The organism is Lysobacter sp. Soil_N_51 (assembly GCF_057655755.1).
The window spans coordinates 190705-209661 of record NZ_JBDGLR010000001.1; the positions used below are offsets into that span (position 1 = coordinate 190705).

Sequence of the window (18957 nt, forward strand, 5' to 3'; positions counted from 1 at the left end):
GCATTGAAAAGCCGCCCCGTGAAAAGGGCGGCTTTTTCATGGGCCGCGTTCGCAAGATTGAGCGGGAACAGCGGCGAGGTTGTTCACCGAAATGTCCGCGGCCCGCGACCGCGCGCGCCTCATTCCTCGGCGATCTTGGCGATGCGCCCTTTCGTATGCTCGACCGGATACTTCTTCGCGTTCGCGATCATCTTGCGCCGCGCGGCGGCGACCAGATCGATGTCCAGGCGCATCGACAATTGCAGCAGGTACAGAAAGACATCGGCCATTTCCGCGGCCACCTCGGACCGCTTGGGCTCGTCCAGCGCCCAGCTTTGCGCCTCGGTCAGCCACTGGAAATGCTCCAGCAATTCGGCCGCCTCCACCGACAAGGCACAGGCCAGGTTCTTGGGCGTGTGGAACGTCCCCCACTCGCGCTCGTCCGCGAATCGGCGCAGGTCGGATTGCAGTGATTCGATCTCGGTGCTCATGGGGCTAGGGGCTCCTTGACGGTTGGCTCATCGTAACTGCGCGGTGCGGCTGACAGTCACGTCGGCGGTCCGTGAATGATGGGTTGGCGCATGTTGGGGACGGTTTGAGCGCGGTCGAGGTTCGCGCCGCGCGCTCAGGCTGAGCGTGCCGTTGCCATACCCTGAGCCTGTGGCGCGCAACGAGCCCTGTTGCCACTATGCTCAGCCAAGAGTCGGGCCGTATGACGGGCCATGCCGATAGTGGCTCGGGCTTCCGCCTCGCAACGCATCTCCCATAGCCGCTTTGTCATCCAGCTTGGCCGACATGATGAAAAAACTTATCGCAGCCTTGGCTTTGATCTTGTGCGCGCCGGTTCATGCGCAAGATATCAAAACGCTGGCGGATGAACTGGCCGGTGAAATCGGCCGAGTCGACCTCAACGCAGGCATCACCCAGAAACAAGCCGAAACAATGGCTCACTATTATTGTCAGCGTTTTATCGGCGGGTGCAGCTCAGCCTATCCGGCCATCGACCGTAACCTGGACTGGGTAATCACGCCAAAAACGGGAGTAGCCGGAGTCGCCGATCAAGATGCGATTCTGATCGGGAAACATACCGGGGTGATTTCATGGAAACGAGGGCCCGACCTGCGCCTGGCCGACCTTATCGGCTCCAGGGAAACGGCGCCGAAACCGATAAACAAGGGTGGCGCCGAGCCGCGATGCCTGCCCGATGACGCACTTGTGCCGATGGCGAAAATGCAGTTTGTGGTATCGCCGACCGGTGCCGTCACCCATATCAGGTTCAGGCGTTCATCCATGAATATGCAATGCGACCTGGCGGCGAAGCGCATCGTCGAGAGTTGGCGATTTCCTCCGCGTAAACAACCGATCGCGCTCGTTGCAAGCGTGAATACTTGCGCTCGCTGATTTCACTGTGCAAGTCAGGGCTGGCGCAGGCTTTGACGCGTGCCACTGAGCCGACACCCTAGATAGCACCGCTTTTTTGGCCTTGGGCGGCATGACCCCATGCCGCCCCGCTTCGCCGCAGCTTGAGAGCAGACGTCATGACGACCCTGAGCTCAAACGTGCCGGCCGAGCGTCTCACCAAGCGATTCAAGGCGCCGCGGGTTTCGTAACCCCGACGCCAGCAGCCGCATCCGGCACATACGCATCGTCCACCGCGATCGTCATCTCGATCTCATAACTGCCACCCACATCGGACGAATACGTGCCCAGCGCCATGACGAGCCGATGGCCTTCCTGCTCTCCGCGCCAACGCAAGCCGCTCGGCGCCGGTTCGCGCGTCCAGCCGCCCGCTTTGATCACGCCGGAATCGATCAACTTTGACAGCGCATCCGCCGAGGTGGCGGTGGTGACTCGGTAGCGGATGCGCCATTGCTGCGCATCGCCGACCGAGATCAGGCCTTCGAATTTGATGTCTTTCGGCCAGGCGACCACGGTGGAAAATTGCTTGGGGAAATAGCGATCGGCCATCTTGCTGCGCACGAAGCCGTGTTCGCGCTGCCAGTCGTATTCCAGGCGCAGCGCGGTCGCTCGGGCGAACGGGTCGCCGCGCACTTTCTCGACCACGTGCAAGGCCGCGTCGATGCCGGACGACAGGCCGGCGGCGGTGATGAACTTGCCGTTGTCGGCCCAGCGCACGTCCGAGATCACCTCGATCTTCGGGAACTCGGCGGCCAAGCCTTCGATCGCCGGCCGGAACGTCGTCGCCTTGAGGCCGTCGAGCAATCCGGTCGCGCCGAGGATGAAGGCGCCGGTGCAGACCGACAGTACGTAACGCGACGGCGCGGAACGCGCACGGATGAAGTCGAGCACGGCGGTGCTTTTCTGCGCGGCGTCGACGTCGCCACCTGGCACCAGCAGCACGTCGAAGGCCGGCGCGTCGGCGAAACTGGTGTCCGGCGTGACCGTCAAGCCCATCGCGGTCTTGACCGACTTGCCGTCCGCCGACACCGTCGTTACCCCGAACCCGGCGGTGCCGAAGACCTCGTACGGCCCGGCGAAATCGATGATCTGCACGCCGTCGAACAGGACGATGCCGACCCGCACCTCCGGCTTGGAATGCGGCGCGTGCGCGGCCCAGGCCGACAGCGGCAGCAGCATGAGCAACAGCGACAGCCACCACGTCGCCACGTTCGTCGATCCAGCGCGCATGCAATGAGCCTTTGAAATCGTTCGGAAGGCCGTCAGCGTGCGCAAACGCGGGGCGCAAAGGCGGACATCGAAGCCGCGCTTTCGGACATCGGCGATCGGCCGGCCTTACGCCCCGCTCAAGGCGAACCGAAGCGCTCGCGGTAATCGCTCGGACGGATGCCGAGCTGGCGCACGAACGCGCGCCGCATCGCTTCGTCGGAAGCGAACCCGCAATCGGACGCGATCCGCTTGAATTCCTTGCGGGTGCTTTCCAGCAAGGGCTTGGCCGCCTCGACCCGCAGTTGCTCGATGTATTTCTGCGGCGTGGTGCCGAACAGCGACTGGAACCTCCGGCCGAACTGACGCGGGCTCATATGCACCTGCTGCGCCAGCCGTCCCACGTCCAGGCGCGAGCGCAGATGCTCGCGCACCCACGCGGCCAGTTGCGCGAACTGATCGGGCAGATCGAGTTCGTCCAATTGCCGGCTGAACTGGCTCTGCCCGCCCGAGCGCTTGCTCACCATCACCATGCGCTTGGCGACCTTCAACGCCAGCGGCAGGCCGTGATCCGCGGCGACCATCGCCAGCGCCAGATCCATGCCGGCGGTGATGCCGGCCGAAGTCCAGACCGCGCCGTCGTGGGTGTAGATCGCATCGGCCTCGACCTGCACCCGCGGATAGCGCTGGCGCAACTCGGCCAGATCGCGCCAATGCGTGGTCGCCTTGCGGCCATCGAGCACCCCGGCCTCGGCCAGCAATAAAGCACCGCTGCACACCGATGCGATCCGCCCTACCCGCGGCGCGATTTCGCGCAGCCATCGGACCAGCCCGGCATTCGCGCGCACCCGATCCAACGCATCGCCCATGCCGCCGCTGACCAAGAGCGTGTCGACCGCTTCGGGCATCTGCGAACACAGCAAGTCCGGCAGCAACTGCATCCCCGACGCCAGCACGACCGGGCCCGCCTGCTCGGCCACCACGTGTAGCCGGTACAACGGCTCGCAGGCCGGATCGTCCTCCTGCGCCTGTCGGCTGGCGAGCGCGAACACCTCCAGCGGCCCGCTGATGTCCAGCGACTGCGCGTCGGCATACACCAGCATGCAGATGATCTTGGGCACGGCGCGGGTCGGCGGGAAAGACGCTCAGGATGGACCAGAACGCGGGTGGAGGGAATTACGCAGAATCGATGGGAGTCGGCGCGCAATCCAGTGCAAGATCCCGAAAACCTCCATCGACAGCCTATGCAAAGCGGCTTCACTCCGGCACTTGGTGCGGCCGCCTGCCGATCGTCGATGTTCGTATTCGCCATCATCGATTGTCGTTTTCCGTTTACATCCACCGATTCGATGGCCGACATCAAAGATGCAACCGCAACGCAAATCGGATCGAGAGTACGATGTGTCGGCGCATCGAACCTGCTCAAAACGATCAGGTACCGGCTTGAAAGTCCGGTGACCCCAACGGTCACTATTTCAACGAATCGCCGTCGGCCCACCGTTTGGGTTTGCCGAGTTGGGCCATGGTGTATTGCCCAATTAGTCGTGACGATTGTGCTGGCCCAATCAGTTCCATTTTCGCGACCTGCTTCTTGCACACGCGGGCGTAGGCTGCAATTCATGCGCTCAACGCGTGCTGTGGGCGCTACTCGTACACCTCATAGGGAGTTAGACATGAATCGCGAACAAGCCGAACAAGTCGCAGCGCATCTGGCGGCGGGCATGCTGGCCAGCGGGCAATACGCCATGACCGACGATACCGGCAACGATGCCGAATTCGCGGCGTCGTTGTATCAGGCGATCGTCGATAAGTTGCTGGTGTCGCGTGTGGAAGGTGGCGCAGGGTGAAGCGAGGGTACGGGCGGCGCTTGCGGCTTGCGTGATGCTTCACGTGAATGATCCTTCGCGCGAATGATCTTTCGCCGCGAATGAGGTGTCGCGGTCGCGGCTTGCGCCGCTCCTACAGGGGTGATCGCGGGTTCGTTCTTCGCTGCGGGAGCGGCGCACGCTGCGACCGCGAACTCACGATGGTCGAAGAATACGCCAACACAATCTTGCACCTGCCCAAAGCAGAACGCTCCACGGGGTTAACCGGGAGCGTTCGCTTGGCGATCGGTTTTTCGCGGACCTGTTTCGTGGCCGGCTGATGCGAATCCACTTGGTCGAGCGGCTGCATCTTCAAACTTCCCGACCACGACACGGCTTGAAACCACCGACCGGCAACGCGTTTCGCGGTGCCGGTCGAATGCCTCACCTGTCTCGACAGGCCGGTCGTTGATCCGACCGGCCCGTCGCTCGCTCAACGGCCGGTCTGCGGCTCCTTGGTCGATGCGGTCGCGTCCATCTGCTCGGCCACTTCCTGCGCGGTCGGGGCGGTCAGCGACGAGGGCTGGATGCTCGGCGAGAACGACAGCAGCAGGCCGAAGCTGGTGCTCGGGTCCTGGCCGTTGCCGTGCTGACGGCGCATCAGCAACGACAGTTTCCAGCCGGCGCGGAAGTCCATGTCCATGCCCGCGCCGTAGGTCAGCGCGTTGTCGCCGTAGCTGCGCAGCGAAAGGCTGTAGTCGTTGGCGACCGGCATGACCACGTAGTTCAAGTTCACGTCGCTGCGGTTGTCGAGCGATTCGCGGTATTCGACCATCCAGTACGGACGGAAGATGCTGCCGCGGGTGGTCACGATCGGGAAGCTGCCCTCCAGGCCCAGCGAGGCGCCGTTGTTCTCGACCGTCTGCGAGCCGTAGTTCAGGTCGTAGATGCCCAGGCCGTGTTCGCGGTAACCGTCGAGCTTGGTGCGGCTGGTGTCGAAGCGGCCGTAACCGGTCAGGGTCATGCCGTCGCCGTGGTGCTCGTAACCGGCGGTCAAGGAACCGAACACCTGGTCGCCGTCGCGCTCGGCCGTGGCGGTGGCGCCGGCGGTCGCGCTGTAACGACGGATGTCGAAGTCCAGGCGGCCCCAACCGATGATGCCGTCGACGAACCAATGCTCGCTCGGGCGCCACAGGCCGTACAGCGACAGGGCGCGCTGCTTGGCGTCGAGCTTGGAACGGCCGTCGTCCAGGTCGGTGTCGTTCCAGCCGAAACCGCCGGCCACGCCGAGCAGGAAGCGCTCGCCCATGCGCCAGTCGGCGCCGACGGTGATGCCGTCGCTGCGGAAGTCGAACCCGTCGCTGCGGCTGTTGGGCTCACGCTGGCCGTTGGTGATGCTGCCGGCGGTCCACAAGCCCCAGCCTTCCGGCAGGCGCACGTTATCGACCGAGGCCACCTGGCCCGCGGTCAGCGACATCGCGCCGCCCGAGCGGTTGCTCAGATTGAGGCTGAGGCCGTCGCTGGAGGTGTTGGCACCGGCGAAACGCTGCTGGCGCAGGCGGTCGTGGATGTTGGACTGCTGCGCCGAAGCGAAGCGCACGCTGGCGTCGACCTGGGCCTGCAAGCCGCCGACGACGCTCGGGTCGCGGGTCGGATCGGGGCGGTCGGCGACGGTCAGGGTCGCGCTGATCGTGGTCTGCAGGTAGCTGCCGGCCGCGGCCTGGGTCGCGACCAAGGTCGCCACGCCCGCGCCGACGATGGTCACCGTGCGTCCGCTCACCGTCGCCACCGCGGTGTTGCTGCTGGAGAAGGTGAAGGCGCCGCTGCTGTTGCTGGTCGGGTTCGGCAGATCGAACGATGCCTCGCCGATGGTCTTGGACACATCGCCGATCCACGACAGGGTCGGCGTGCCGCCACCGATCAAGACCTGCAACGCGACTTGCGGCGCGGCGCTGTAGTTGCCGTTGCCGGCCTGATCGGCGGTCAACGCGCACGTGCCCGAAGCGAGCATGGTCACGGTGCCGCCGCTGACCGTACACACCGCCGGCGAGGTGCTGGCGAACACCACCGGATTGCCCGAGGCGCCGCCGCTCGCGCTCACCGCGAACGTGCCGCCCGGGGTGTACACCGGCGCCGACGGATTCGCGCTGAAGTTGCTGATGGCCTGCGCGGCCGCGCCGATGTTCACGTCCAGCGTCACTTGCGGCGCGGCGCTGTAGTTGGCGTCGGCGGCTTGATCGGCGGTGAGCGAACAGGTGCCCGCGGTCAGCATCGTCACGGTGCTGCCGCTGACGGTGCACACCGAGGCGGTGGTGCTGGCGAACACGACCGGACTGGTCGACGCGCCCGGCGTGGCCGAGACGGCGAAGGTGCCGCCCGGCGCGTACACCGGCGTCGCCGGATTGGCGGCGAAGTCGGTGATGGTCTGGGCGGCCACGCCGATGGTCACGTCGAGCAGGACCTGCGGCGCCGCGGCGTAGTTGGGGTCGGCGGCCTGGTCGGCGGTCAGCGAGCAGGTGCCCGCGGCGAGCGTGTTCACCGTGCTGCCGGCGACGCTGCACACCGCCGGCGTGGTGGTGGCGAACACCACCGGGCTGGTCGACGCGCCCGGCGTGGCCGAGACCGCGAAGGTGCCGCCCGGCGCATACACCGGCGAGGCCGGATTGGCGGCGAAGTTGTTGATCGCCTGGGTGCCCACGCCGATCGCGACGGCCAACGCCACCTGCGGCGCGGCGTTGTAGTTGGCGTTGCCGGCCTGATCGGCGGTCAGCGAGCAGGTGCCCGCGGCCACGATCGTCGCGGTGCTGCCGCTGACCGTACACACGGCCGGCGAGCCGCTGGCGAACACGACCGGATTGCCCGACGCGCCGCCCGTGGCCGACAGGGCGAAGGTGCCGCCCGGCGTATACACCGGCGCGGCCGGGTTGGCGGCGAAACCGGTAATCGCCTGATTCGCCAGGCCGATGGTCACCGCGAGGTTGGCCTGCGGCGCGGCGTTGTAGTTGGCGTTGCCGGCCTGGTTGGCGGTCAGCGCGCAATTGCCCGCGGCCACCATCGTCACCGTGCTGCCGGCGACGGTACACACCGCCGCCGTGGTGCTGGCGAACACGACCGGATTACCCGACGCGCCGCCCGTGGCCGACACCGTGAAGGTGCCGCCCGGCGTATACACCGGCGAAGCCGGGTTGGACGCGAACGCGGTGATGGCCTGGCTGGCCGCAGCGATCGTCACCGCCAGGTTGGCCTGCGGCGCGGCGCTGTAGTTGGCGTTGCCGGCCTGATTGGCGGTCAGCGCGCAATTGCCCGCGGCGACCATCGTCACCGTGTTGCCGGCGACCGTACACACCGCCGCCGTGGTGCTGGCGAACACGACCGGATTGCCCGATCCGCCGCCGGTCGCCGACACGGTGAAGGTGCCGCCCGGTGAGTACACCGGCGAAACCGGATTGGAGGCGAACGCGGTGATGGCCTGCGCGTTCTGGGCGATCGCCAGGGTATAGGCGCGAGTGCCGCTGAAGCCGTTGCTGGAAGTGGCCTGTACGGTGAAGTTGAACGAACCCGCCGCGGTCGGCGTACCCGACAGCACACCGGCGCTGGACAAGGTCAGCCCGGCCGGCAACGCGCCGGCGGTGACCGCGAAGGTGTACGGCGCGGTGCCGCCGTTGGCGCTGGTGGCGCTGAGCGTCTGCGAGTACGCCGTATTGAATGCGCCGTTGGGCAAGGTGGCCGGATTGACCGTCACCGCGACGGTGACGCAACTGAGCGCGACGTTGGTGACGTCGGCGTTGATCGCCAGGCCGCTGGCCGGCGTGACCGAGCACAGCTGGCCCGCGGGCGCGCTGAGCACGCTGACGGTCCAGTTGGCGCCCTGCGGCAGACGCGTGGGGAACACGAAGCTCGTCGCGGCCTGCGCCACCACGACTTGCTGCGAACTGACCGGGTTGGTGCCGGCGAGCTGCAGGGTGACCGGACCGGTCTGACCGGTCGCGGTGCCGCCGACCGAGAACTGGGTCGGCGCGAAACAGATCAGCGCCGCGCCGTTGCCGGCCTGCACGCCATTGTTGATGGTGACCGCGGTCAGGCCGGTCGCGCCCGAGCTGCCGCCCGCGCCGCCGCCACCGCCGCCGTTCCAGTTCTGCTGACAGCCGGTGGTGCCGACGCCGGCACCGCCGCCGCCCGCGCCGACTGTGGCGCCGCCGCCGCCGCCGCCGCCGTAACCGGCACCGGTGAAGGAACCGGAGAAGTTGAAGGAGTCGCCGCCGTTACCGTTGGCCGCGTTGCCGGCGGTGGCCGGAAAGCCGCCGCAGCCCGCGCCCGCGGCACCGCCGGTGCCGACCGAACCGCCGCCGCCGCCGAACGGGCCGGGACCGCCGGGCACGGTCGCGCCCACGCCGCCCACGCCGCCGCCGCCGACGCCGCCGTTACCGCCGGCGATCACGTTGGTCGTGCTCCAGCCGGCGTTGCCGCCACCGCCACCGCCGCCGGCGATGCCGACCCGGTTGCCGATGCCGTTGCCGCCCACGCGCAGATCGGTGGCGCCGCCGCCGATGCCGTCGACACCTTCGCCGATGCCGCCAGGATTGACCGCTTGCGAGCCCTGGCCGCCGACCCAGATCGACAGTGCCGCGCCCGGCGTGACCGCCAGGGTGCCGCGCACGCGGCCGCCCAGGCCGCCCGTGCCGCCCGGAGAATTCGGACTGCCGCCGATGCTGCCGGCGCCGCTGCGCCCTGCGCCGCCCTGCGCGCCGCTGAGGTATACGGTCAGCGAATGCACGCCGGCCGGGACCGTGGTGGTCTGCTCGCCGCCGGTGAACCCGAATGCCGCCGGGACCTCACCGACCCCGCAGCTCTGGGCCTGGGCCGCGCCGGCCAGGCCGAGGCCCGGCAACAGCAACACCCAGCCCAACCGCGTCGACGGACTCGCACTCGCGCGCAGCGCCGCACGGGCGCGCAGCGCCCAGTTCTTCAAACCGATCATGTTGTCCCCTAGACGACCGCTTCCCCGCGGCCGAAAAAACCGATGCCTCTGACTGCGCCGCTGACGGCGCGCCTCGAACATGCGACCCCGATCACACATTAAATACGTACTTCCTCCACAGCAATCCCGCTCGTCGGGAGGTCGCCGTGGTGGCCGTTACTGTCCTGAAACATCCAGGGTTACTGGCATGTAACGCAATCAGGCGCCGAAAACGGCCGTCACAAACACAATTAGTTCGTAATTGATGTGCCGTGGTACGTGTTCAGGGGGGCGGTCAGATGCAGGTGGACGCTGGGGGCGGCGAGTCGGGGCGCCGTGGGAATGAGCCGCAACGGGGTTGGGGGGGCGAACTACCACCGCATCCGTCGCAATTTGCAGCTACGGCCTACACGGCCGCCGGTCGCTACGCCAATCAGGCATCAACAACCCGCGCAGCAACGAGGTCTTTTGTGGGAGGGCTTCAGCCCCGACGCCTTCCGTTCTGAAGCGATGAGACCACAAGCGACCTGGGCACAGTCGGTCCGAAGCGATGCCGCTGATCGGCGACCTGAGCGAAGGGCGTCGGGGCTGAAGCCCACCCACAAAAGCTGCCCAGGGTTCGGCCGGGGCCCGGACCACTCGCCGTTTGAGGATCCAGCCCACCCGGCCATCAATGGTTGCGCCGATCAGGCACCCGCCACCAGCGTAACAACGAGGTCTTTTGTGGGAGGGGCTTCAGCCCCGATGCCTTTCGATCCGAAGCGGCGTCGTGACCGACGACCTCATCGAAAAGCATCGAGACCAGCGCCCCTCCAAGAGGCCTCGCGGCAGTCGCCCTCTCGATCAGTCGCTCTTTATCAGCAATTGCTCCCTACCGAACCAGTCCCGACCGAATCGGATCAGTACGCGCCGGCCGGCCGCGGCCGCGGTTCGAACATCGGCACGGTGACGCCCTTGGCCTCGCTGCCATCGGCCTTCCACACCAGGGTTTCGGCCGGGAACTCTTCCTTGCGGGTCATCGCATCGACCTTGCCCGCGATCAGCTTGGCCGCGCCCTTGTTGTCGGGATTCCAGGCGAATACGCCGGCCGCGCCGTACCACACCGCCGGGGTCGCGGCGTCGAGGCGACGATCGGGGCACATCGTGTAATTGCGCTGCGCCAACACCCGCAGCGCGCCGACCGGAACCGCGCGGATGCCGGGCGTGGTGCGTTCCTTGGAATGGCCGGGGCAGAGGCGCGCGGCTTCGGCGATGGCCGATTCGTACACCTGCGCATCGCTCTGCGCCCAGGAGGCATTGGCGGCGAGCGCGAGGGCAACGGCCACCGCGGTCTTGAACAACCAGGGGGATGAAGCCTGGGGGGATGAGGACGTACGTCCGAGTCGATCGAATGACATGCACTGCTCCTTGAGTCGCTACAGGGTCCCGACGGACCGGCGGATCGAATCCCTGGCTGCCGCGCCGCGCGGCGCATCGGCGCGGCGAACGACGCGGCAGACCGATCGCGTCGGGCCGAGCATAACCAGCCCACATCAGGCGCTTGTGAGCGAAGCGTTACGCCCACGCGGCAATCAAATCGGCGTTCATGCTCCCTCGCCGCCGGCCGCGGCATGGCGGCGCGCGGGCCCGGCCGAGTACAATCCGGGCCGGTCGCGTCGATCGTGCCTGCACGGCGACGCGTCGCCGCGCGGGCTCCGGGATAGTCGATCCGGATCGTGCAACCGCTTGAATTTCAAACCTTCGGCCCCGTAGCTCAGCTGGATAGAGCATCCCCCTCCTAAGGGGAAGGTCACACGTTCGAATCGTGTCGGGGTCGCCACCTCCACGGCCGCGCGCCCTGTCGCGCGCCGTCTGCGTCCACCGGACGCGTGCCAATCCACCGCTATATGCCGCGCCACCGGCGTGCAATCACATGGAGCTTTCGGTATGACTCACCCCGTTCTCGCCGCACTCGGACTCAACGACACCGAGTCCGGCACCTACCTCGGTCACGGCGAATGGGCGAAGACCGCCGACGCCGGCGTGCTGGAACCGGTCAACCCCACCGACGGCGAAGTGCTCGCGCGCGTGCAGGCCTCCTCGCAGAGCGACTACGACACCATCGTCGAGCGCGCCCAGGCCGCGTTCGCGGTGTGGCGCACCACCCCGGCGCCGCGCCGCGGCGAAGCCATCCGCCTGTGCGCCGACGCGCTGCGCAAGCACAAGGACGCGCTGGGTTCGCTGGTCGCGCTGGAAATGGGCAAGTCCAAGCCCGAGGGCGACGGCGAAGTGCAGGAAATGATCGACATCGGCGATTTCGCCGTCGGCCTGTCGCGTCAGCTGTACGGTTTGACCATGCACTCCGAGCGCCCGGGCCACCGCATGTACGAGCAGTGGCATCCGCTCGGCATCGTCGGCGTCATCTCCGCGTTCAACTTCCCCGTCGCGGTGTGGGCGTGGAATTCGTTCATCGCGGCGATCTGCGGCGACATCACCATCTGGAAGCCCTCGCCCAAGACCCCGCTGTCGGCGATCGCGTCGATGAAGGTCTGCAACGAAGCGCTGCGCGCCGGCGGCTTCCCGGACATCTTCTTCCTGTTCAACGATGCCGGCACCGAGCTGGCGTCGAACTTCGTCGACGACAAGCGCATCGGCCTGGTCAGCTTCACCGGTTCGACCAAGGTCGGCCGCATCGTCGGCGAGCGCGTCGCGCGCCGCATGGGCCGTTCGCTGCTGGAACTGGGCGGCAACAACGCGATCATCGTCGACGCGTCGGCCGATCTGAAACTGGCGATCCCGGCGATCGCGTTCGGCGCGGTCGGCACCGCCGGCCAGCGCTGCACCACCACGCGCCGCTTGTTCGTGCACGAATCGATCCATGACGACGTGCTGGCCAAGCTGGTCGCCGCGTTCAAGCAGGTCGAGAAGAAGATCGGCGATCCGACCGATCCGACCAATCTGATGGGCCCGCTCAACAGCCGCGACGGCGTGCAGGCGTATCTGGACGCGATCGAAAAGGCCAAGGCCAGCGGCGGCACCGTCGCCACCGGCGGCGCGGCGATCGAACGCAAGGGCAACTTCGTCCTGCCGACCATCATCACCGGCCTGACCAACGACGCCGAAGTTGTGCAGACCGAAACCTTCGCGCCGATCCTGTACGTGATGAAGTTCAAGACCCTCGACGAAGCCATCGCGCTGCAGAACGACGTGCCGCAGGGCCTGTCGTCGTCGATCTTCACCGCGAATCTGAAAGCGGCCGAAGCGTTCCTGTCGGCCGCAGGTTCGGATTGCGGCATCGCCAACGTCAACATCGGCACCTCCGGCGCCGAGATCGGCGGCGCGTTCGGCGGCGAGAAGGAAACCGGCGGCGGCCGCGAATCCGGTTCGGACGCATGGCGCGCGTACATGCGCCGTCAGACCAACACGATCAACTACTCCGATGCGCTGCCGCTGGCGCAGGGCATCAAGTTCGATCTGTAAGCCGACACGCTGACCGTGGCGTTTTTCGATCCGCCGCAAGGTCCATTGCCGCCGGGGTTTCCCCTGGCGGCGGTGGACGCGTCGGGACGGCCCATCGTCGAAGGCAGCCGGGTCCGCATCCCGGTCATGCCGCACTCGCTGATCCATGATCTGCCCGCCGAAGACGTCGCGCATCTGCGCAGCGTTGAAGGCCAGGTGCTGCCGGTGCTGGAAATCGATGGCTACGGGTTTGTTTGGTTCGGCGAACACGCGCCTTGGTTCAGCCTGAGACCAACCGAAGTAGTTCTCGAAAGCGAATCTGTTTAACCAGGCAACACTACAGGCTATTTATAGAACCCGGTGCCGCAAGCCCGCGCCACGCACCACTGCACAGTCGACGGATTTCGACACGGCCTCTTGGCCCTTGCTGAGGGATCATGAAGATCAGCACCAATCGCGACGTCCCGCCGCTGCCGCAACGCGAAGATGCGCTGTTTCTGATCGAAGGCGTGCTCGAAAAGTTGCACGTCGAAGACGACCCGGAGCAACTGCTGCGCCGGATCGCGCAACCGCCTCGTGATGCGATCGTCCGTGACCGCGCCAACGCTCCGATCGACGCGCTGATCGCGCAGGCGGCGAACGATATCGAGCGCGCGCTGTATTTCTCCGAAGACGTGCAGTACTTCGCCTGCCTGATCGAGGGACAAGTGGTGTGCGGAGAATTCGCCGGCGCCGAGAAGCTCAAGCCCGGCCATCGCGTCAAGGCCGTGGTTTCCCGCAGCGGCGGCGTGTTGTATGCGCGCGCGATCCTCGACCCGCAGCAAGGCTATGTCTGGACGCATCACTCATTGGGCAGCGCCGCGGACGCGAAGGAGGGTCGCCTGTTCGCGTGGTGGACCTTCTGTTTCGCATATCCGTGCATGGCCGCGACGGTGTGGCTGCTGGGGCCGGGCCGATGGGATGCGCTGCAACTGCAGTTGCTGGTCCTGACCGGTTGCGCTGTCGTCTGCGGCAGCATGGCCTTGACCGGCAGTTGGGGCATGCTGGCGCCTAGCGAAGCGCCCACGCGCATCTTCGGACTGCTGGGCTTCGTCGATCCGCAGCGGGTCGATCTGCTTCAGTATCGGATCTGGTGGGTGGAAATGTGCAAGTTCCGCGAACGCATCGCCGCCAACAAGAAAGCGCTGCGCTCGGGCCGGATGAAACCCATCGAGGAGCCCGAACTGCTGCGCGAATCCAGCGACAGGACGCGCCATGTCCACGATTACCGGCAGGCGATCGCGGATGGGAAAGTGGTGGTGATTCGCTGAGCGATCGCATGACGTGTCGGCTTGACTGCCAACGCGGCTTTTCTGATCGAACGGTCGGGCGGATACTTTTGTAGGGTGAGTTTCACCCGATGCCGTTCGCTACCAAGCAGTGAAGTTTCCGGCGACCTGAGCCGAGAGTTTCGAGGCTGGAACTCCGCCCACGAAAGACCTCGAACAACCTGGCGACTTTGCGACTGCGAGTTGCGCCTTCGCGATCCACGCCTCGCCCCATCGACCACGCCCTACCCTGAATGCGGCGTTTCAATCAGCCCCGCACCGGCCATGAGCGCGCGGTCGCAGACTGCGAGCGCATCGCTTGACCCCTGCCCGCACGCGTGCCTAGCGTGGCCTCGCCAGATGGACTGGCGCCACATGAAGGACGTCTTGTGAACAAAGGGAACCGTAGCATTCGCCTGACCGCGGTCGCCGTCGGAGTATTCGGCTTCGCCGCCTCGCTCACCGCCTTCGCCGCCCCGTGGGGATGCGACCACTGCCTGCCGGGCTATTACGCCTGCCGCACCAACACGCCCGACGCGCAACCCAGTTGCCTGGAGCAATTCTGGCAATGCGAGCAGGACGGCGGCTGCCCCATCAGCCTGCCGCCGGATTTCTGAGCATCGCGCACGCGGTACGACGCAAGGCCCGCGAAGGTCGATTCGCCGGCCTTGCGTCGACCCCGCGATAGTCGCATCGGCGGACGCCGCCACGATCCGGATCGTCGCGCGACCAATGGTCCGAACACGCCATCCGCATCCACGATTCCACGCTCGTGGCGCGCGGATCGTCGCGGCGTGTGCGAACGAAAAACGTCGCGGCCCATGATCGCGAAACCGCAAGCGCGGACTGCGACGGCGTTAACTTGACCGCGCCCGTTCGCCTGCCTAGCGTGGCTGCGCCAGATGGACTGGCGCCACATGAAGGATGCCTTGTGAACAAAAGGACCCGTAGTCTTCGCCTGACCGCCGTCGCGTTCGGCGCGTTCGGATTCGCCGCCTCGCTCAGCGCGCTCGCCGGGCCGTGGGGATGCGACCACTGCCTGCCGATTTACTACGACTGCGTCAACGCCAATCCCGACAACCGCGACGGATGTCTGACGGACTTCTGGAACTGCCAGACCTCGAACGGCTGCATGATCAGCCTGCCGCCGGATTTCTGATCGCGGTCGCGGCCGGCGGTGCCGGAGGCGTTATCGACCAAGCCCGCGAATGCGCATTCGCGGGCTTGGTCGTACTTGCACGACCGCACAACACGCCGCCCGCGGCTCGGTTGCAATTTCTTCCCGCGTTTCTTACGGCCGGTGCATGCACGGCCCGCTCGCGGCCACGCGGGTATGCTTCGGCGTTACTCCCACGAAGGATCGTCACGCATGCAAGCACCCGTACGCGAAACCAATGCCATGGCGGTGATCAGCCTGATCGCCGGTATTCTCAGCTGGATCGCGCTGCCGATCATCGGCAGCGCCGCCGCCATCGTCTGCGGCCACATGGCGCGCGCGCAGATCCGTCGCGAACCGGCCCGTTACGACGGCGACGGCATGGCCATCGCCGGACTGGTGCTGGGCTGGTCGTCGGTGATCGTGGGGCTGCTGACCCTGCTGGTGGTGGTGCTGTTCTTCGGCGGCCTGGCCGCGGTGTTCGCGTTCGCCGCGAATCATTGATCCGGTTGCGGGACAGGCCCGGCCCCGGCGCACCGCGACTTGGCGAATTTGAGCGGCGCGCGCCGTAAAGTGCTGCGGCGCAGCTTGTTCCGCGCGCGTCCTGGTCACAAGCTTGGCCCGGCCAGATGGACTGGCGCTAAGGACAGGACACACTCGATGAAGACATGGACCCGTACAGCCCGCCTGAGCGCGATCGCGGCCGGCGTTTTCGGCTTCTCCGCCTCGCTGACCGCGTTCGCCGCGGTCGACAAATGCCACCAGTGCTATACCGACGTGCTGGAGTGGTGCGAGGCCAACACCCCCGATGCGACGCCGAGCTGCTGGCTGCAGTATCGCGCCTGCCTGACCGCGAACCGCTGTCAGATCGTAATCGAGCCTTGAGCCTTCGGGCCGGCCGCGACCGAGGTCGTCGGCCAGCTTCGCCCGTGTGCGCGCACGACGTTCCGCGCGTCGGCGCGCGCGTCCGGCGCACGATCGATTAACGCCGCGTGGCCCGCGGCTATGCGATTTTCGCGCCGCCAGCCGTCCGCGATGCCCCGCGCCACGCGAACGCTACGGTTTTCGCCGGCATTTTCGCTCGCCGCGCTCGCTTTCATTGCACCGCCACACTCATCCCAACCAGGACCGACCCGATGAAGACCCGCACCCGTTCCACCCGCCTGGCCCTGATCGCCCTGGCCGCCTTCGGTTTTGCCGCCTCGCTGTCGGCGGTGGCCTCCGACGATACCGCCTGCCGTCAATGCCGGATCGAATACGAAAACTGCCTGATGTTCAGCGAAATTCCCGGCGGCGGCAATTGCGATGTGCGCTACGCCCAGTGCGTGCGCACGCTCGATTGCCCGGTCGAGGAAATCTGATTCGTCCCGGACCGCGCCCGCACACGGCGCGGTCCGGACTAAGCGTCATCGCACGCAGCGCCCTGCAGGAGCGGCGCAAGCCGCGACCGCGATACCGCAATCACGACAAACCTCAGGCGTCGCGGCTTAGTCCGCGAACGAAGCAGCGCGGCGCGGCTCACGACCGAAGCCAATCCGACGCAGGAGGCCGCTCCCGCAAGAACGGCCCCGCTCAACCGCATGCCGTCCGCCCACACCACGCACGAACACCGCGGCCGCTCAAAACGCCGCAACGCCCAGCCACGTCCAAGCGCGCGCAGATGCGGCCTGGACGTCCGGGCGCCGGCTCGCGCGCACTCGACTCAAATGGTTTGCAAACCGATCGGGCACTCGGCCTGGCGCTCGCAATCCCAAAGTTGCTCGTAACAAGCCAGGTCGCCCGGGGTGCTGGTCATGCACATTTGGAACAGCAGTCGGCAGCGTTCGCAATCTTCCTCGCCGGCCGTTGCGGCGAGCGAGGCGGCGAAGCCGAAAAGGCCGACCGCGAGCGCGGTCAGGCGGATGCTGCGGTAGCTCATGTTCACGAGAATCCCTCCTGTGATGCCAGTGCGTTCTGGCGGAGTCACGCTAGGCGGCGCCGACGGGAAGGGTCAAGGGACGGGTGCGTGTTTCGCGATCGCCTGCGTGGAATTCAACCAGACCGGCTTGGAATGTCCGCTCACACGGCTCGCCATCGCACGCAGCCCCCTGTAGGAGCGGCGTGAGCCGCGACCGCGACACCTCGCCCGCGTCGCAAACCGGGTTACCTCGTGTACGTCGCAGTTGCAGTGTCGCGGTCGCGGCTCACGCCGCTCCTACAGGAACGCACCCAACCCAGTGTCAGGCCGCTCGCGTCGCGCCAACGCACCGATGCCGGGCATGCGTCGCACAGCAACGCAAATGCACGCAAGGCCGCAGCAAACCACGCCCGCACGCGGCGGATCCGGACTAAGCGCCATCGCACGCAGCCCCCTGTAGGAGCGGCGTAAGCCGCGACCGCGACACCTCGCCTGGGTCGTAAACCGGGATAGCTCGCGTGCGTCGCGGTTGCAGTGTCGCGGTCGCCGCTCCTACAGGAGGGCACCCGGCCCAGCGTCAGGCCGCTCGCGTCGCAGCAACGCGCCGATGCCGCGCATGCGCCGCACTGCCACGCAAGGCTCGCCCCCAAGCGCCCGCTTGGGCGATAATCCGCGTTCCCCGACCCGAGCGCCCCCCGACCTCGTGTACAGCCTTGCCCGCCCCTTCCTCTTCGGACTGGACGCCGAACGAGCGCACGGCCTCGGCCTGACGGCGCTGGAGACGGCTTATCGCAGCGGCCTCAACCCGCTGATGGCGCGGCCGCCCAAGCCGCTGCCGACCAAAGTCCTCGGCCTGAGCTTCCCCAACCCGGTCGGCCTGGCCGCCGGCCTGGACAAGAACGGCGCGCATATCGACGCGCTGCTGTCGCTGGGCTTCGGCTTCATCGAAATCGGCACGGTCACGCCCAAGCCGCAGGCCGGCAATCCCAAGCCGCGCATGTTCCGCCTGCCCGAACAGCAGGCGGTGATCAATCGCCTGGGCTTCAACAACGAAGGCGTCGACGCGCTGGTGCGCAACGTCGCCAAGGCCCGGCGCAAGCGCGGCCTGCTCGGCATCAACATCGGCAAGAACAAGGACACGCCCAACGAGAACGCCGAGGACGATTACCTCTACTGCCTCGAACGCGTGTACCCGCTGGCCGACTACATCACCGTCAATATTTCCTCGCCCAACACCGCGGGCTTGCGCGAACTGCAGGAAGAACAGTCGCTGCGGCGACTGGTCGGCAACCTGCGCGAGGCGCAGGAGAAGCTCGCCGCGCGCGAGGGCAAGCGAGTGCCGATGCTGGTCAAGATCGCGCCGGACCTGTCCGACGACGATATCGAGGCCGCCGGCCGCGTGCTCGGCGAGTTGCAGGTCGACGGCGTGATCGCGACCAACACCACCATCGCCCGCGACGGCGTAGAAGGCAGCCCATTCGCGAACGAGACCGGCGGCCTGTCCGGCCGTCCGCTGATGACCCAGTCGACCACGGTGCTGCGCAAGATGCGCACGCGCCTGCCCGAGAGCATCCCGATGATCGGGGTCGGCGGCATTCTGTCGGGCGCCGACGCGGTCACCAAGATGGCCGCCGGCGCGAGCCTGGTGCAGTGCTATTCGGGCCTGGTCTACCGCGGCCCGGCGCTGGTGCACGAATGCGTCGACGCCATCCGCCGCCGCAAGGAAGCGCCCAGTCGCGGCCACGTGCCGCCGACGATCTGAGCCGCCGCCATCGCTTTCGAGTCCGCCCGCT

At 66.9% G+C, this 18957-nt stretch carries 18 protein-coding genes and 1 tRNA gene; 12 read left to right on the top strand and 7 right to left on the bottom strand.

What is annotated here, in order from left to right:
* Positions 1-119: 119 nt before the first annotated feature.
* Positions 120-470, bottom strand: a complete 351-nt coding sequence (locus tag AC3A4T_RS00885) for a nucleotide pyrophosphohydrolase (protein ID WP_487673669.1) — start codon at positions 468-470, stop codon at positions 120-122.
* A 307-nt stretch (positions 471-777) separates the two neighbouring features.
* Between AC3A4T_RS00885 and AC3A4T_RS00890 the strand changes: the two genes are divergently transcribed.
* A complete protein-coding gene (locus AC3A4T_RS00890; RefSeq protein WP_487673670.1) occupies positions 778-1380 on the top strand; it encodes an energy transducer TonB in 603 nt (200 codons plus the stop codon).
* 186 nt (positions 1381-1566) lie between these two features.
* Here AC3A4T_RS00890 and AC3A4T_RS00895 read toward each other — a convergent pair whose 3' ends face one another.
* Together AC3A4T_RS00895 and AC3A4T_RS00900 are read right to left on the bottom strand one after the other, a co-directional pair.
* Entirely contained in the window at positions 1567-2628 is a 1062-nt protein-coding gene (locus AC3A4T_RS00895) for a DJ-1/PfpI family protein (RefSeq protein WP_487673671.1), read from the bottom strand.
* Between the two features lie 116 nt (positions 2629-2744).
* Positions 2745-3725 carry a GlxA family transcriptional regulator gene (locus tag AC3A4T_RS00900; RefSeq protein ID WP_487673672.1) on the bottom strand — a complete coding sequence of 327 codons (981 nt, stop codon included), beginning with the start codon at positions 3723-3725 and terminating at the stop codon, positions 2745-2747.
* Positions 3726-4277: 552 nt separating this feature from the next.
* Here AC3A4T_RS00900 and AC3A4T_RS00905 point away from each other — a divergent pair.
* Entirely contained in the window at positions 4278-4451 is a 174-nt protein-coding gene (locus AC3A4T_RS00905; protein WP_487673673.1) for a hypothetical protein, read from the top strand.
* Between the two features lie 451 nt (positions 4452-4902).
* Here AC3A4T_RS00905 and AC3A4T_RS00910 read toward each other — a convergent pair whose 3' ends face one another.
* Both AC3A4T_RS00910 and AC3A4T_RS00915 read right to left on the bottom strand, forming a co-directional pair.
* A complete protein-coding gene (locus tag AC3A4T_RS00910; RefSeq protein ID WP_487673674.1) occupies positions 4903-9387 on the bottom strand; it encodes an autotransporter domain-containing protein in 4485 nt (1494 codons plus the stop codon).
* An 878-nt stretch (positions 9388-10265) separates the two neighbouring features.
* Positions 10266-10763, bottom strand: a complete 498-nt coding sequence (locus tag AC3A4T_RS00915) for a hypothetical protein (protein ID WP_487673675.1) — start codon at positions 10761-10763, stop codon at positions 10266-10268.
* Between the two features lie 345 nt (positions 10764-11108).
* On the opposite strand from AC3A4T_RS00915, the gene AC3A4T_RS00920 reads away from it, so the two are divergent.
* The 8 genes from AC3A4T_RS00920 (at position 11109) to AC3A4T_RS00955 (ending at position 16152) form a co-directional block, all read left to right on the top strand.
* Positions 11109-11185, top strand: a tRNA-Arg gene (locus AC3A4T_RS00920).
* Between the two features lie 107 nt (positions 11186-11292).
* Positions 11293-12825: an L-piperidine-6-carboxylate dehydrogenase gene (gene amaB, locus AC3A4T_RS00925; protein WP_487673676.1), complete on the top strand. Its 1533-nt coding sequence runs from the start codon at positions 11293-11295 to the stop codon at positions 12823-12825.
* Positions 12826-12840: 15 nt separating this feature from the next.
* Positions 12841-13131 (top strand): hypothetical protein, encoded by a 291-nt coding sequence (locus AC3A4T_RS00930; RefSeq protein WP_487673677.1) that lies wholly within the window; start codon positions 12841-12843, stop codon positions 13129-13131.
* 110 nt (positions 13132-13241) lie between these two features.
* A complete protein-coding gene (locus AC3A4T_RS00935) occupies positions 13242-14114 on the top strand; it encodes a hypothetical protein (RefSeq protein ID WP_487673678.1) in 873 nt (290 codons plus the stop codon).
* Positions 14115-14500: 386 nt separating this feature from the next.
* Positions 14501-14728 (top strand): hypothetical protein, encoded by a 228-nt coding sequence (locus AC3A4T_RS00940; protein WP_056111701.1) that lies wholly within the window; start codon positions 14501-14503, stop codon positions 14726-14728.
* A gap of 314 nt (positions 14729-15042) precedes the next feature.
* A complete protein-coding gene (locus tag AC3A4T_RS00945; RefSeq protein WP_487673679.1) occupies positions 15043-15270 on the top strand; it encodes a hypothetical protein in 228 nt (75 codons plus the stop codon).
* Between the two features lie 210 nt (positions 15271-15480).
* Positions 15481-15771, top strand: a complete 291-nt coding sequence (locus AC3A4T_RS00950) for a DUF4190 domain-containing protein (protein ID WP_487673680.1) — start codon at positions 15481-15483, stop codon at positions 15769-15771.
* A gap of 156 nt (positions 15772-15927) precedes the next feature.
* Positions 15928-16152 (top strand): hypothetical protein, encoded by a 225-nt coding sequence (locus tag AC3A4T_RS00955; protein ID WP_487673681.1) that lies wholly within the window; start codon positions 15928-15930, stop codon positions 16150-16152.
* On the opposite strand, the gene AC3A4T_RS00960 is transcribed toward AC3A4T_RS00955, so the two are convergent.
* Positions 16131-16367: a hypothetical protein gene (locus AC3A4T_RS00960; RefSeq protein ID WP_487673682.1), complete on the bottom strand. Its 237-nt coding sequence runs from the start codon at positions 16365-16367 to the stop codon at positions 16131-16133. The genes AC3A4T_RS00955 and AC3A4T_RS00960 overlap by 22 nt on opposite strands.
* A gap of 36 nt (positions 16368-16403) precedes the next feature.
* On the opposite strand from AC3A4T_RS00960, the gene AC3A4T_RS00965 reads away from it, so the two are divergent.
* Entirely contained in the window at positions 16404-16628 is a 225-nt protein-coding gene (locus AC3A4T_RS00965; protein WP_487673683.1) for a hypothetical protein, read from the top strand.
* Positions 16629-16969: 341 nt separating this feature from the next.
* Here AC3A4T_RS00965 and AC3A4T_RS00970 read toward each other — a convergent pair whose 3' ends face one another.
* The gene (locus tag AC3A4T_RS00970) at positions 16970-17191 is read right to left on the bottom strand and encodes a hypothetical protein (protein ID WP_487673684.1); all 222 of its coding nucleotides are present in this window, start codon (positions 17189-17191) and stop codon (positions 16970-16972) included.
* A 676-nt stretch (positions 17192-17867) separates the two neighbouring features.
* Here AC3A4T_RS00970 and AC3A4T_RS00975 point away from each other — a divergent pair.
* The gene (locus AC3A4T_RS00975; protein WP_487673685.1) at positions 17868-18926 is read left to right on the top strand and encodes a quinone-dependent dihydroorotate dehydrogenase; all 1059 of its coding nucleotides are present in this window, start codon (positions 17868-17870) and stop codon (positions 18924-18926) included.
* Positions 18927-18957 lie beyond the last annotated feature (31 nt).

Bases quoted from the DNA above. Each gene is read 5' to 3' on its own strand.
- AC3A4T_RS00935 (WP_487673678.1), top strand. From the start codon at position 13,242: ATGAAGATCAGCACCAATCGCGACGTCCCGCCGCTGCCGCAACGCGAA.
- AC3A4T_RS00960 (WP_487673682.1), bottom strand. From the start codon at position 16,367: ATGAAAGCGAGCGCGGCGAGCGAAAATGCCGGCGAAAACCGTAGCGTT.
- amaB (WP_487673676.1), top strand. From the start codon at position 11,293: ATGACTCACCCCGTTCTCGCCGCACTCGGACTCAACGACACCGAGTCC.
- AC3A4T_RS00915 (WP_487673675.1), bottom strand. From the start codon at position 10,763: ATGTCATTCGATCGACTCGGACGTACGTCCTCATCCCCCCAGGCTTCA.
- AC3A4T_RS00890 (WP_487673670.1), top strand. From the start codon at position 778: ATGAAAAAACTTATCGCAGCCTTGGCTTTGATCTTGTGCGCGCCGGTT.
- AC3A4T_RS00895 (WP_487673671.1), bottom strand. From the start codon at position 2,628: ATGCGCGCTGGATCGACGAACGTGGCGACGTGGTGGCTGTCGCTGTTG.
- AC3A4T_RS00955 (WP_487673681.1), top strand. From the start codon at position 15,928: ATGAAGACATGGACCCGTACAGCCCGCCTGAGCGCGATCGCGGCCGGC.
- AC3A4T_RS00905 (WP_487673673.1), top strand. From the start codon at position 4,278: ATGAATCGCGAACAAGCCGAACAAGTCGCAGCGCATCTGGCGGCGGGC.
- AC3A4T_RS00965 (WP_487673683.1), top strand. From the start codon at position 16,404: ATGAAGACCCGCACCCGTTCCACCCGCCTGGCCCTGATCGCCCTGGCC.
- AC3A4T_RS00910 (WP_487673674.1), bottom strand. From the start codon at position 9,387: ATGATCGGTTTGAAGAACTGGGCGCTGCGCGCCCGTGCGGCGCTGCGC.
- AC3A4T_RS00950 (WP_487673680.1), top strand. From the start codon at position 15,481: ATGCAAGCACCCGTACGCGAAACCAATGCCATGGCGGTGATCAGCCTG.
- AC3A4T_RS00885 (WP_487673669.1), bottom strand. From the start codon at position 470: ATGAGCACCGAGATCGAATCACTGCAATCCGACCTGCGCCGATTCGCG.